The following is a 13315-nucleotide window of genomic DNA, read 5'->3' on the forward strand; positions in this document are numbered from 1 at the left end:
GAGGCGATGTTCTCCTATGCGTTGTCGGAGGCCGATGCGGGGTCGGACGCGGCGGGGATGAAGACGCGTGCGGTGCGCGAGGGCGAGGGGTGGGTCCTGAACGGGACCAAGATGTGGATCACCAACGCGGGGGTGTCGCGGTTCTACACGGTGATGGCGGTGACCGATCCGGGTGCGGGGGCGCGGGGGATCTCGGCGTTCGTGGTGGACGCCGAGGCCGACGCGGGGGTGTCGTTCGGGCCCAAGGAGCGCAAGCTGGGGATCAAGGGGTCGCCGACCCGGCAGGTGATCCTGGAGGACGTGCGGGTCCCGGCGGACCGGATGATCGGTGCGGAGGGGACGGGGTTCAAGACGGCGCTGGCGACGCTGGACCACACCCGGATCACGATCGCGGCGCAGGCGCTGGGGATCGCGCAGGGGGCGCTGGACTTCGCGGTGGGGTATGTCAAGCAGCGCCGGCAGTTCGGCAAGGCGATCGCTGATTTCCAGGGTGTGCAGTTCATGCTGGCCGACATGGCGATGCGGCTGGAGGGGGCGCGGCAGCTGACCTACCACGCGGCGGTCAAGTCCGAGCGGGCGATGGGCGGGGAGAGCGTGCCGGATCTGACGTTCGTGTCGTCGGCGTGCAAGGCGCTGGCCTCGGACGTGGCGATGGACGTGACCACCGACGCGGTGCAGTTGCTGGGCGGGTACGGGTACACGCGCGAGTTCCCGGTCGAGCGGATGATGCGCGACGCCAAGATCACCCAGATCTACGAGGGCACCAACCAGATCCAGCGCATGGTCATGGCCCGCCAGCTCCTCAAGTAGCGCCCGGCGGCGCCGGTGGCGATGACTGACCTTCGCCCGTAGCGGGAAGAGGTCGGCCGAGGGGGTGGCTCATGACCGAGCAGAGGCCCGTACCCGGCATCGACACGAGCGTCCCGCACGTGGCGCGCATCTGGAACTACTGGCTGGGCGGCAAGGACAACTACCGGGTGGACCGCGAGGTCGGGGACCAGATCCTCGGGATGCTGCCCGACGTCGCCCGGCTGGCGCGCGCCTCCCGGCTGTTCCTGAACCGGGTGGTGTGGCACCTGGCCGCCGAGGCCGGGATCCGCCAGTTCGTCGACATCGGCACGGGGCTGCCGACGGTGGACAACACCCATGAGGTCGCGCAGCGCGCCGCGCCCGAGTCGAGGATCGTCTACGTCGACAACGACCCCCTGGTCCTGGAGCACGCGAAGGGCCTGCTCACCAGCACGCCCGAGGGGAGGACCGCCTACATCCACGCGGACGTGCGCGAGCCCGACGCGATCCTGGAGGGCGCCGCTGAGACGCTCGACCTCACGAAGCCGGTCGCGTTCACGCTGATGGGCATCCTGGAGTTCGTCCCGGACAACGACCAGGCGTACGGGATCGTCCGCAGGCTCATGGAGGCGGTGCCCTCCGGCAGCTACTTCGCCATGTACGACGGGACGAACGTCGTGCACGGCGAGGCGTCCGACCGCATCGTGGACGTCTGGAACGCCTCGGGCAACGCGCACCTCCGGCTGCGGACCCCCGAGGAGATCGCGCACTTCTTCGACGGGCTGGAACTGGTGGAGCCGGGCGTCGTCCCGGTGACGCACTGGCGCCCCGACACGACGACCGAGCCGGAGGCCGTGGACGCCTACGGCGCCGTGGGCCGCAAGCCCTAGGAATCCCCGGAGCAGGCCCCGATGACCGGAAACGAGTTCGTCTACACGACCTACGTCATGACCACGCCGGAGCGGCTCTGGGAGGCGCTCACGGACCCCGCGTTCACCCGCCGCTACTGGGGGGTGGCCTTCGAGAGCGACTGGAAGCCCGGGTCAGCCATCACCTGGCACGACGAGGGCGCGACGATGTCCGACCCCGAGCAGGTCGTCCTCGAAGCCGAGCCGGGCCGGCGCCTCTCCTACACCTGGCACACCTTCACGCCGGAGTGGGCGCGGTCCGCCGGTGTGGACGAGGAGACCCGGGCCGGGCTGCTCCGGGAACCCCGCTCCACGGTGGCCTTCGAACTCGAACCCGCCGGGGAGACGGTGAAGCTGACCGTGGTCCACGAGGGCGGGGAGGTCCTGCTCGGCATGTCGCGGCAGGGCTGGCCGCTCGTCCTGTCCGGCCTCAAGACCCTCCTGGAGACCGGAGCTCCGCTCCCCGCCACGTGACCGGTCTCGTGGGCCGCCTCGGCCTGCGCGCCGCCGTCCGCAGCGGAACGGTCCACCGGTGCCCGGCCCGTCACATGAGCATGCTGCTGCCGCCGGACTCCTCTTCGCCGTCGGTGGTGTGCTCCAGCTCCAGGTACTCGTCGTCGGGCCAGAGCTCGTCGGCCACGAAGGCGAGGTACTCCTCGTCGTCCGGGTCCAGCTCGGCGGTCATGGACTCCGGGTGACCCGGGGGCTCGGCGGCCGGGGGAGGGACCGCGACGGGAGACGGCGTCTCGGGAGCGAACCGCTGAGGCTCCGCGGCGCAGCGCGGCGGCATGGGGTGGAGGAGGTTCGGCAGGAAAAGGCCGAACAGGGCGACCAGGGACGCGAGGACCAGGACTGTGACCACACCACACCGTCCTTTCGCGGTCGAGTTCCGCACGATTGTTGCGTAAGTAGCAAAACAGTTGAACGCTACCGGGATCGCCCGCCGGATGGGAGCCCGACTTGCGAACCCGCCGGAGACGGAGAGACCGTGGAGCCTCCCGCGGGCGCGCGCGAGCCGGCGAGGATCACCTGGGTTCACCCCGCCCGGTCGATCACCTCTCCAAGGCTGACGCGATCCGCGCGCAGCGGAGCCGCGACACGCGGGCTTGCGGCGCACGCTGCCAGGCTTTGGTGTGAAGGATGGAATCCGGTGGTGGTCGGCTCACGCGGGCGCGGAAAAGTGGCCTTGGCATGGGCTGCGGCGGAGATAACGTCACCGGAGTCCCGGTGGGCGCCGGAGCGGCGCGGTGGGGGACGAGCGCCGGTTCATCGGGCCGGTGCGGCGGACCCGCGGCGGGCGGAGGTCCTGTGCGGATCGGACGGTCAGTGGTCCGATGTGCGCGGGCCCGGGGGCGGCCTGGGCGGCGGAGGAGGAGCTCACCCGGCGTCGGAGAGGACCGGCACGCCGTCGGACGGCCGTGCCGGGTCGGGCCGCGCGGCTAGGCGGCCGTGATGGGGCGGTGCGGGTCGATGACGCGGCCGTCGGGAAGCAGCTCGCCGGTGTCGTCGAAGACGACGACGCCGTTGCAGAGCAGGTTCCAGCCCTGCTCGGGGTGGGCGGCGATGATGCGCGCGGCCTCGCGGTCGAGGTCGTCCGGCTGCGGACAGGGCGGCTCGTGCGTGCAGACGGTGTGGTGTTCGGCGGTCACTGGCTCCTCCAGGTGCCCCACGTGATTAAGGGACATAAAGCAGCCTGCCGCGCGGCGTCCGAAATATGCAAGTGGATGACGGATTTTTTACCCTCGAACACGTGTGAACGCCCCCAAGCTCGGGCAATCAGGGGCGATTCACCGCAAGATGCCACCATCCGGTTCGTCGCCGTGGTCCACGTCCAGGCCCACGACGGCCGTGCAGCCCGTGCAGATCCACTCGGCGATGACGGCCTCGGAGTTGGTGCCGTGCGTCCGGTAGGGGCGCTCGACGGCGCGGCGCCGCATCCCGTGGCCGCAGGAGGAGTGCAGGAGCCTGCCGCAGGCGGGGCACGGCCAGACGTCCTCGCGCCGCAGGTCGCACCGGGGGCACAGCGGCGACTCGTAGTGCCCCGCCGGCTCGCCGAACTCCAGCTCGACCCGCCACTCGTGCTCAAGGTCGAGGTACTCGTCGGCAGGCCAGTGGTGGTCGGCCAGCCACGCGAGGTACTCCTCGTCCCCCGGGTCGAGGACGGCCGTCAGCGACTCGGGGTGCTGGTCGTCCGAACGGTCTCGGCTGCGGCCGCGCCGCGCGGTGGCCAGCAGCGTCAGCAGGCCCAGGAGCGCGGCCGCGGCCAGGCCTGTCGCCAGGGGCATCGCGGCGTCCTCAAATGATCTTGTGGCGGGGAAGTCCGATCATGAATGCACTTCACAAAACGCTGCGAACGCTACAAGAAAGGCTCAACAACGGAAAAGTCGATCTAAAAGATCCTTTACTGTGATCATGACCGGACCGGAGTCCGAAACCGGCGGCGAGGCCGTCCGTAACCGCACGGCCTGCGGGAACCGGGCCTCCGAGCCTCCTCCGTGCGCGGCGGGAGGCGGACCCGGTTTCACTCTCCGCTGAATCGGTCGATCAGTCCTTCCGCCCCAGCACGGCGACCATCTGGGTGTGCAGCGGGTGCTCCAGGGGTCCGGTGGGCCCGGCGGGCCGCCACTCGGTCACGTGGGCCACTCCCGGCTCCAGGATCGTGAGGCCCTCCATGAACCGCTCGATCTCGGAGGAGTGCCGGAAGTAGGACCCGCCGAGCCCCGACTGCAGGACGCGCTTGGCCTCCTCGACGCGCGGGTCGTCCCCCGCGTCGTGCAGGTGGGTGAGCACGACGTGGCTGCCCGGCGCCAGGAACTCGTGGAGCGCCCGGACGACGCCCGCCGGGTCGCGCTCGTCCGGCACGTGATGGATGATCGCCGCCAGCACGACCCCCACCGGACGCGACAGGTCGAGCAGCGCCGTCAGCGCGGGGTCGGTGAAGATCTTCCGCGGCTCGTACAGGTCGCCCTGGATGAACGTGGCGACGCCGGTCTCGGTCAGCAGCGCCCGCCCGTGCGCCAGCACGATCGGGTCGTTGTCGACGTACACCACCCGCGCGTCCGGGTTGGCCGCCCGGGCGAACTGGTGGACGTTCGAGGCCGTGGGGAGCCCCGAGCCGATGTCGACGAACTGGTCGATCCCGAGATCGCGGGCCATGTAGGTGACCGCCCGCTCGATGGCGACCCGGTTGCCCTGCGCCACGACGGGGGCCTCCGGCACGAGCTGCATCACCATGTCGGCCACCTCGCGGTCGGCGGCGAAGTTGTCCTTGCCGCCGAGGAAGTAGTCGTACACGCGCGCGAACGTGGGCGTGGTGGGGTCGATGCCCGCAGGCGCGTTCTCGGGGAGGTCGTCGGCCACGTGTGCGGCTCCTTCTGTTGTGCACCCGGGTGCCCGCGGGGCGGTGACGTGATCGACTAGCTTAGGCCGATCCGCCCTGCCCGTCAGCCGATCCGCGCTGCTCGTCAGCCGCTCCGCCGCGGCGTCCCCGCCGTCCCGCGGTCTCCGGATTCTCGCGGACCCTCCCCGGAAAATCGGACTAACGGCTACAAATCGGGTACATCCCGGTCGTACCCATCGTGGACACCCGTGACGTCCGAGGACGGGGGCGACGAGCACGGGCCGCCGCTCCGGGCGCCTGCGAGCCGACTCTCTACCCGGAAGGAGAGGACATGGCGGACACCAACCGAGGCGTCGTGTACCAGGGGCCGGGCGAGGTCACGGTCGAGGACCTGGACTTCCCCAAGCTCGAACTGGCCGAACAGGGCGGGCGCAAGCTGGAGCACGGCGTCATCCTGAAGGTGCTGGCCACCAACATCTGCGGTTCCGACCAGCACATGGTGCGCGGCCGGACGACCGCGCCGGCCGGGCTCACGCTCGGCCACGAGATCACCGGTGAGGTGGTCGAGACGGGCAGGGACGTCGAGTTCATCAAGGAGGGCGACCTCGTCAGCGTCCCGTTCAACATCGCGTGCGGCCGCTGCCGCAACTGCAAGGAGCGCAACACCGGCGTGTGCGAGAACGTCAACCGGGAACGGCCGGGCGCCGCCTACGGGTACGTCGACATGGGCGGCTGGCACGGCGGCCAGGCCGAGTACGCCGTCGTCCCGTACGCCGACTTCAACCTGCTCAAGTTCCCGGGCGACCGCGACACCGTGATGGAGAAGCTGCCCGACCTGGCGATGCTGTCGGACATCTTCCCGACCGGGTACCACGGCGCCTACACCGCCGGCGTCACGACCGGTTCGACCGTGTACGTGGCGGGCGCGGGACCGGTCGGCCTCGCGTCCGCGACCGCCTGCCTGCTGCTCGGCGCCGCCGTCGTGATCGTCGGCGACATGAACGAGCAGCGGCTGGCGCAGGCCCGCGGCTTCGGCTGCGAGACCATCGACCTGTCGGAGCACGGCGACGTGGGCGCGCAGATCGAGCAGATCCTCGGCGTTCCCGAGGTGGACGCCGCCGTCGACTGCGTCGGGTTCGAGGCGCGCGGCCAGGGGCACGAGGGGGCGGGCACGGAGCAGCCGGCGACCGTCCTCAACACGCTCATGGACGTCACCCGCACCGCCGCCGGGCTCGGCATCCCCGGCCTGTACGTCACCGGTGACCCGGGCGCGCCGGACGAGAACGCGAAGGAGGGACGGCTCGGGCTGCGGATCGGCCTCGGCTGGGCCAAGTCGCAGTACTTCGTCACGGGCCAGTGCCCGGTGATGAAGTACAACCGGCAGCTGATGATGGCGATCCTGCACGACCGGGTCCAGATCGCCCGGAACGTCAACGCGTCGGTCATCCCGCTCGACGAGGCTCCGGAGGGGTACGCCGAGTTCGACCGGGGCGCGGCGCGCAAGTACGTCCTCGACCCGCACGGCACGCTGGGGGCCGCGGCCTGAGCCCGACCTGGTCTCACGCACGCCTGAACGGGCGAAGGCGGTGATCCGTCGTCAGGGCGGATCACCGTCTTCGCCTTCCCGGCGCGGCAGGGTGCGGTTTTCCGCAGGGGAGCGGTGCGGCGTGCGGCCGGACGGGTCGGCGGTGCGCTCCATGGTGGCGGGACGCCCCGGTTCCTAGCGTCGTGTACATGATCGAGACGATGTACGCGGTGTCCGGGAGCGAGCCCGCGGGGGGCGTCGCGGGGTGGGCGACCGACCTGATGGACAAGCTGGGCGCGCCGGGGGCGGGGCTGGCGATCGCGCTGGAGAACCTGTTCCCGCCGCTGCCGAGCGAGGTGATCCTGCCGCTGGCGGGGTTCGCGGCCGCGCAGGGCCGGATGAGCCTGGTGGCGGCGCTCGCGTGGACGACGGCCGGCAGCGTGGCCGGGGCGCTGGCCCTGTACGGGATCGGGGCGCTCATCGGACGGGACCGGATCCGCTCGCTGGTGGCCCGGCTGCCGCTGCTGAAGCTCGACGACCTCGACCGGACGGAGGCGTGGTTCGCCCGGCACGGGACCAAGGCGGTGTTCTTCGGCCGGATGGTCCCGATCTTCCGCAGCCTGATCTCCGTCCCCGCCGGGGTCGAGCGGATGCGCATGCGGGTGTTCCTGATCTACACCGCCCTCGGCAGCCTGCTGTGGAACACGGCGTTCGTGCTGGCCGGATACGGGCTCGGGGACAACTGGCGGACGGTCGAGGAGTTCGTCGGGGCCTACTCCAAGGCCGTGCTCGCGCTGGCCGGACTGGCCGCGCTCGCGTTCGCCGCCGTACGTATCGTGAAGGCGCGCGGGTCCTCGCGGCGGCCGGGGGCCGGGGCCCACCGAGCGGAGGCGAGAGAACTCGAACGTGATCGCAACTTCTGAGGCGCGGCGCGGCGGGACGCGCCCCGTGGGCCGGGCCGCGGCCGGCCTGCTGCTCGGCGCGGCGACCGCCGGAGCGGAACTGGTGCTGCTGGCGGTGGCCGCGCTCCTGATGGCGTACTCGATGGCGTTCTCGCGCGGGCGGCGGAAGGTCCCCTCGGCCGTCGCTGACGGCGCCGAACTCCTGGCCGAGCTGGAGCTGTGGCGGCTCCGGGTGTTCCTCGGCGAGGACCGGGCCGTCCGGTACGGGCCGCTGAAGGCGCTCGCCTACCTCGTGCTGCGGGTTCCGGTGGGGCTGCTCGGCGGCGTGATCCTGCTGCTGGTCGGCTACGGGGCGGCGGCCGCGGTCCGGCTCGCGGTCGGCTGGTGGATCACGGGCGACCACATGGACGGCATCCCGCCGAGCTGGTGGATCGTCCTCTACCTCGCCGCCGCGGGCCTGGTGCTACTCTTCCTCGCCGTCCAGGGCCTGGTCGGGGTCGCGGCGATGGAGCGGAGCGTGGCCAGGCGCTGCCTCGGGCCGAGCCCGCTGGAGGAGTACGAGCGCCGGATCGCGCAGCTGTCGGTGACGCGGGCGCAGGTGGTGGACGCGGTGGACGACGAGCGCCGCCGCATCGAGCGGGACCTGCACGACGGCGTCCAGCAGCGGCTCGTGGCGCTCGGCATGCTGATCGGCCGGGCCCGCCGCGCGGGCGACGGGGAGCGGGCGTCGGAGCTGCTGAGGCAGGCGCACGAGGAGTCGCAGCGGGCGCTGGCGGACCTGCGGGAGGTCACCTGGCGGGTCTACCCCGCCGCGCTGGACGGCGAGGGGCTGCGGGCGGCGCTGGAGACGGTGGCCGAGCGGTCCGCGCTGCCGGTGGCGATCGACTACGACGTCCCGGTCCGGGTCCCGCACGCGGTGGAGACCGCCGCCTACTTCGTCGTCTGCGAGGCCGTCACGAACGCCGCGAAGCACTCGGGCGCCTCGGCGGTGCGGGTGGCCGTCCAGCACCGGCAGGCGGGTTCCGCGACAATGATCGGCGTGCGCATCGAGGACGACGGAGGCGGGGGAGCCGACCCCGCGGGCGGCGGGCTCGCCGGGCTGGCCCGGCGGGTGGCCGCCCTGGACGGGACGTTCGCCGTGGACAGCCCGCGCGGCGGCCCGACCGTGATCACCGCGGAGCTGCCGTGCGGGTGATGCTGGCCGAGGACTCCACGCTGCTGCGCGAGGGCCTGGTGCGGCTGCTCGCCGAGGAGGGCCACCGGGTGGACGCGGCGGTCGGCGACGGGGACGCGCTGGTCGAGGCGGTGGCCGGCGGCCCGCCCGACGTGGTGGTCGTGGACGTCCGGATGCCGCCGACCCACACCGACGAGGGCCTGCGCGCCGCCCTGGAGATCCGGCGGCGCTGGCCGGACGTCGGGGTGCTCGTCCTGTCGCAGTACGTGGAGAAGCGCTACGCGGCCGAGCTCATCACCGCCGACACCGCCGGCGTCGGCTACCTGCTGAAGGACCGGGTCGCGCAGGTCGACGAGTTCCTCGACGCCCTGGAGCGCGTCGGCGCGGGCGGCGCCGCGTTCGACCCGGAGGTGGTGCGCCGGCTGCTCGCGGCGCACGGCGCGCGGAGCGACCCGCTGGCGCGGCTCACCCCGCGCGAGCGGGAGGTCCTCGACACGATGGCGCAGGGGCACACCAACGCCTCGATCGCCGCGCACCTCCACATCTCGCAGAGCGCCGTCGAGAAGCACGTCAACGCGATCTTCGACAAGCTCGACCTGTCGCACACGACCGGGTACAGCCGCCGCGTCCTCGCCGTCCTGCGGTACCTGGGGTCCTGACGTCCGGTCGGGGCCAGGCCGCGGCGCCCTACTCGATCCCCTCGGCGATCCGCAGCGCCATCGCCATGATGGTGAGCTGCGGGTTCACCTCGGGGCAGGTCGGCAGGACCGACGCGTCGGCCACGTGGACGCCCCGCACGCCCCGCAGCCGTCCGGACGGGTCCACCGGCGCCCGCGCCGCGTCGCCGCCCAGCTTCACCGTCCCGGTCGGGTGGAACCCGGCCAGGTGCAGGTCGGCCGCGGGCGCCATCGCCACGGCGCGGACGAGTTCGGCCTCGTCCCGGGCGACCGGGCCGCGCGGCAGGCCGGTGAGGACCTCCTCGGCTCCGGCCGCGAACAGGATCCGGCCCATCGCGACGAGCGCCCGCCGCAGCCGGGCCGCGTCCTCGCGGGCCAGGTCGTAGCGGACGAGCGCGCGGTGCCGGGCGCCGTGCACGCGCCCGGACGGGGCGTCGGCGATCATCGCGCCGAGCACGGCGAGGCGGTCGGCGTCCTCCAGCGCGCGGCGCAGCGCCCGTCCCGCGCCCGGCAGCGGGAACGAGCTCATGCCGGGCGGGCTCGCGGTCGCCTCGATGAGGATGCCGTCGCCGTGCAGCTCCTCGACGCCGACGCTCTGCATCACCCCCGACCACGACACGACCGGCTCGGCGAAGCGCCCCGCGATGTTGGTCGCCGGGTGGACGGCCATCCCGCGTCCCACCCCGGGATGCCCGCCGAGCCCCGACCGCCGCAGGAGCAGGGGCGTCTCCGTGGCGCCGGCCGCGACGACGACGCGGGGGGAGAGGATCTCGAAGGCCGTGCCGTCCGGGCGGCGCGCGCGCACGCCGGTGGCCGTGCCGCGCTCGACGAGGATCCGTTCGACCCGGGCGTGGGAGACGATCTGCGCTCCCGCCTCGCAAGCCTGGGGGAGCGCGTTCAGGTGGACGCCGTACTTGGCGTTGTGCGGGCAGCCGGCGGCGCACTGCCCGCTGCCCACGCAGTCGGGCGCGTTGCGGCGCAGCGGCCCCGCGCGCCAGCCGAGCCGCCGCGCGCCTTCCAGGGCGAGCAGCCCGTTGCGGCCGAGGGGGCCGAGCGGCTGCCGCGCGACCCGCAGCGTGGCCTCGACCTCGTCGAGCCGGCCGCCGAAGTCCTCGACCGGGACGCCGAGCCCCGCCCACCGCCGCAGGACGCGGTCCGGCGTCCGGTAGCAGGTGCCGCTGTTGACGACGGTCGTCCCGCCGACCGCCCTGCCCTGGGGCAGCAGCACAGGCGGGCGGCCGAGCGCGACGGTGGAGCCGCCGTCCCGGTACAGGTCGAGGAAGCGGTCGAGCGGCGGGCGGTCGCGGAACTCGGCGACCGTGAACCGCCGCCCCTCCTCCAGGACGACCACCGACAAGCCCCGCCGGGCGAGGGTCCGCGCCGCCATCGCGCCGCCCGCGCCCGACCCGACCACGACGGCGTCGGCGGTCGAGCACGCGGGCCAGCCGCCGGACGGCGTGCAGTCCAGCGGCGCGTCGGGCCGCGGGTCGCCGGCCGCCGGGGGGAGCGGCAGCAGCTCGGTCCCGGCGGCGAGCAGCAGCGGGATCTTCAGCGCCTCCACGAGCCGCGCCGCCGGCTCGCGGGAGGTCAGCAGGGCGCAGAACGCGTCCCGGCGGTCGGCGTCCAGGCCGTCCAGCGGGTGCCCGGTGGCGAGCCGGGAGAGCGCGTCCAGCGTGCCCGCGCCGGCGCGCAGCCCGAGCCGCGCGGGCGCCGGGAGCGCCCGGCCGATGGCCTCCGCGCGGGCCGAGACCCGGGCGAGGTCGCCGGCGTCCTCGATGCCGAGCAGCGCCGCGACCGTTCCGGTCATCGCGCTCACCGCAGCCCCACCTCCGCGTGCCCGGTGCCGTCCAGCCGCCACTCGCGCTCGGTCTCCCAGCCGCGTCCCGACCGCCGGGCCAGGAGGATCCGGACGTCGGCGCGTTCGGAGTTGTGGCAGACGGCCGGGGCGCCGTCCGGATCGGCGTAGTCGACCGAGACGGTCTCCCCGGGCGGCAGCGCCACCCTGACGTGGACGGCCCGGTCCCCGATGCGGCCCCGCACGGTCCAGACCGGCAGGCCGATGTCGGCGCGCAGCCGCAGCGCCGCGAGCAGCGGGTCGCCGGAGGCCAGGTCGGCGCCGTCCACCCGGAGCCGGAGGAACGGCAGCGGGGGGAGCCGGTTCATCCCCGGCCGCGTCGAGACGGCGGCCACGATCTCGCACACGTCGCCGCCGCCGAGGTCGGCGTGCAGCCACGCCCACCGGCGCGCGTTCCCGTGCCCGTAGATGCGGGCGGACGCGCCCGGCGCCGCGGCGAGTTCGAGGGTGCGGCCGCCGAACCGGACCACGCCGTCGTACGCCGCGGCCGGCCTCGGGACCATCTGCGCCGCCGGGAGCAGCTCCGACTCCCACGCCCAGCGCGGGAACGTGTAGAGGGGCGGCCCGCCGCCCGACTCGCGCAGATCCCAGGTGAGGTCTCCGGCGGTCCCGGTGAGCCGGCCGTCGGCCTGCACGACGGGCCCGGCGGCAAACGCCGCGTCCTCCGGAGGGCTCCACTCCCGCGGGCCGAACCGCGCGAGGACCGGCGCCTCCCCGGGCGGGAAGACGGCGGCCCAGCCGTGCGCCCGCGCCGCGCCCGCCGCCCCGTCCCCGCTCGGCCCGTCCCCGGCCGGCCCGTGCTGGGCCGACGCGACCAGCTCGTGGTGGATCCAGACGCCGGTTCCGGTCGCCGGATCGGTCAGCGTCGTGTACCAGACCTCCAGCCGCCCGGCCTGGCCGCGCCAGCGCGACCGCATCGGATCGGGCCCGGGGAACCGGAAGCCGCCGAGGAAGCGGGCGAGGTCGCGGCGCAGGCGGAAGCGCAGCCGCGCCTCACCGACCACGGCCCCGTCCTCGTCGGTCACCGTGAGCGGCAGGAACGTCATCGACCGGACGGGACGCCGCGGGGTGACGGTCTTCCAGCCGTCCAGGCGCAGCCGCCGCCCGTCGCCGGCGGTGAAGCCGAGCGTGTAGCGGATCCTGCGCGCCGCGAGCGGCGCCACCCGCAGCCGCCCCGCCGCTCCGGGGTCGTCCGCCCAGCCCGGCACGTGGACGCGGCCGGCCAGCGCCCCCTCCGCGTCCCCCCAGGGCCGCAGGACGCCCGGCAGGTCGGCGGTCAGCTCCAACCGCATCTCGCGGTCGCGGTCCTCCCCGGCGAGCCGCAGGGATCCCTCCATCACCTCGCTGAAGACCGTGCGCCGCGCGGTCACCGCGCACCCCGCATGATCGACTCAGTCTCGGTGAAGTACGCGCCGGCCGCCGCGCGCGCCCGCGCGGCGTCGCCGTCGCACAGGGCGTCGACCAGGGGCGCGAGCCGGCCGGCGGCGGCCGGCGGGTCGGCGAACGCGTGCGTGAAGCCCTCCCGGACGGCGAGGTAGCCGTTCAGCAGGGCGTTGACCATGAACCCGTAGACCCGGTTGCCGGTGGCCGCCGCGATGACCCGGTGGACCTCGCACTCGGCGAGCTGCGCCTCCTCGGCCCCGGCGGCGTCCCGCACCTGCCCGGCGAGCTCCCGCAGCCGGGCCCGCTGCTCGCCGGTCGCGTGCACCGCCGCCTTGGCCGCGACCTGCGCGCCGACCTCGCGCCGCACCTCGAAGATCTCCGCCATCCAGGCCGTCCCGACCGTGCTGACCAGCATCGGCAGCAGCTCGGGGCCGCCCAGTCGCTCGTAGTCGCGGACCCTCGTCCCCACGCCGTGCCGCGTCTCCAGCAGCCCGGCCTGCGCGAGCCGGACGATGGCGTGCTTCAGCGACGTCCGGGTGACCGCGTAGCCGGCCGCGAGGTCCCGCTCGGGCGGGAGGTAGGAGCCGGGCGGGTAGCGGCCGCTCAGCACGTCGTCGCGCAGCCGGTCGACGAGCGCGTCCACGACCGTGTCGCGGGGGATCGGGGAGGACGGCACCGAGAACCTCCAGAGGATGAGTGGATGAGCCACTGGACCACGCGGGCGGCCCCGCCGTCAAGACCGTGGCAGGGTGGGAGGCATCA

14 protein-coding genes are annotated in these 13315 nt (G+C 73.9%); 7 read left to right on the forward strand and 7 right to left on the reverse strand.

What is annotated here, in order from left to right; genetic code table 11:
* The 3 genes from AB0C21_RS16435 to AB0C21_RS16445 form a co-directional block, all read left to right on the forward strand.
* A partial coding sequence (locus tag AB0C21_RS16435; protein WP_500204960.1) for an acyl-CoA dehydrogenase family protein occupies positions 1-810 on the forward strand: 810 nt, incomplete at its 5' end.
* Between the two features lie 71 nt (positions 811-881).
* Positions 882-1679: an SAM-dependent methyltransferase gene (locus tag AB0C21_RS16440; RefSeq protein WP_500204961.1), complete on the forward strand. Its 798-nt coding sequence runs from the start codon at positions 882-884 to the stop codon at positions 1677-1679.
* Between the two features lie 21 nt (positions 1680-1700).
* The gene (locus tag AB0C21_RS16445) at positions 1701-2171 is read left to right on the forward strand and encodes an SRPBCC family protein (protein WP_500204962.1); all 471 of its coding nucleotides are present in this window, start codon (positions 1701-1703) and stop codon (positions 2169-2171) included.
* Positions 2172-2241: 70 nt separating this feature from the next.
* Here the strand turns inward: AB0C21_RS16445 and AB0C21_RS16450 are convergent, their stop codons facing one another.
* The 4 genes from AB0C21_RS16450 to AB0C21_RS16465 form a co-directional block, all read right to left on the reverse strand.
* Positions 2242-2559, reverse strand: coding sequence for a hypothetical protein (locus AB0C21_RS16450; protein WP_500204963.1), 318 nt, complete (start codon positions 2557-2559; stop codon positions 2242-2244).
* A gap of 577 nt (positions 2560-3136) precedes the next feature.
* Entirely contained in the window at positions 3137-3346 is a 210-nt protein-coding gene (locus AB0C21_RS16455; protein WP_235036514.1) for a DUF5999 family protein, read from the reverse strand.
* 138 nt (positions 3347-3484) lie between these two features.
* Positions 3485-3982 (reverse strand): hypothetical protein, encoded by a 498-nt coding sequence (locus tag AB0C21_RS16460; RefSeq protein ID WP_200841650.1) that lies wholly within the window; start codon positions 3980-3982, stop codon positions 3485-3487.
* A 259-nt stretch (positions 3983-4241) separates the two neighbouring features.
* Entirely contained in the window at positions 4242-5057 is an 816-nt protein-coding gene (locus AB0C21_RS16465) for an SAM-dependent methyltransferase (protein WP_149257137.1), read from the reverse strand.
* A 311-nt stretch (positions 5058-5368) separates the two neighbouring features.
* Between AB0C21_RS16465 and fdhA the strand changes: the two genes are divergently transcribed.
* The 4 genes from fdhA to AB0C21_RS16485 all read left to right on the forward strand — a co-directional run bounded on the left by fdhA (position 5369) and on the right by AB0C21_RS16485 (position 9297).
* Positions 5369-6583, forward strand: coding sequence for a formaldehyde dehydrogenase, glutathione-independent (fdhA, locus tag AB0C21_RS16470; protein ID WP_500204964.1), 1215 nt, complete (start codon positions 5369-5371; stop codon positions 6581-6583).
* 188 nt (positions 6584-6771) lie between these two features.
* Complete coding sequence (locus tag AB0C21_RS16475) at positions 6772-7485, forward strand: DedA family protein (RefSeq protein WP_500204965.1); 714 nt, start codon at positions 6772-6774, stop codon at positions 7483-7485.
* Entirely contained in the window at positions 7469-8659 is a 1191-nt protein-coding gene (locus AB0C21_RS16480; RefSeq protein ID WP_500204966.1) for a sensor histidine kinase, read from the forward strand. The genes AB0C21_RS16475 and AB0C21_RS16480 overlap by 17 nt, the downstream gene beginning before the upstream one ends.
* Positions 8650-9297, forward strand: a complete 648-nt coding sequence (locus AB0C21_RS16485; protein ID WP_500204967.1) for a response regulator — start codon at positions 8650-8652, stop codon at positions 9295-9297. The genes AB0C21_RS16480 and AB0C21_RS16485 overlap by 10 nt, the downstream gene beginning before the upstream one ends.
* 28 nt (positions 9298-9325) lie before the next feature.
* On the opposite strand, the gene AB0C21_RS16490 is transcribed toward AB0C21_RS16485, so the two are convergent.
* From AB0C21_RS16490 to AB0C21_RS16500, 3 genes are read right to left on the reverse strand one after another with little or no spacing between them, the layout of a single operon-like run.
* Entirely contained in the window at positions 9326-11122 is a 1797-nt protein-coding gene (locus AB0C21_RS16490; protein ID WP_500205332.1) for a GMC family oxidoreductase, read from the reverse strand.
* Positions 11123-11127: 5 nt separating this feature from the next.
* Positions 11128-12540: a tocopherol cyclase family protein gene (locus AB0C21_RS16495; RefSeq protein WP_500204968.1), complete on the reverse strand. Its 1413-nt coding sequence runs from the start codon at positions 12538-12540 to the stop codon at positions 11128-11130.
* Positions 12537-13229, reverse strand: a complete 693-nt coding sequence (locus tag AB0C21_RS16500; protein ID WP_500204969.1) for a FadR/GntR family transcriptional regulator — start codon at positions 13227-13229, stop codon at positions 12537-12539. Before AB0C21_RS16500 ends, AB0C21_RS16495 begins: the two co-directional genes overlap by 4 nt.
* Positions 13230-13315: the final 86 nt, after the last annotated feature.

Origin of the sequence: Spirillospora sp. NPDC049024 (genome assembly GCF_040649235.1) — a bacterium.
GTDB lineage: Bacteria > Actinomycetota > Actinomycetes > Streptosporangiales > Streptosporangiaceae > Spirillospora.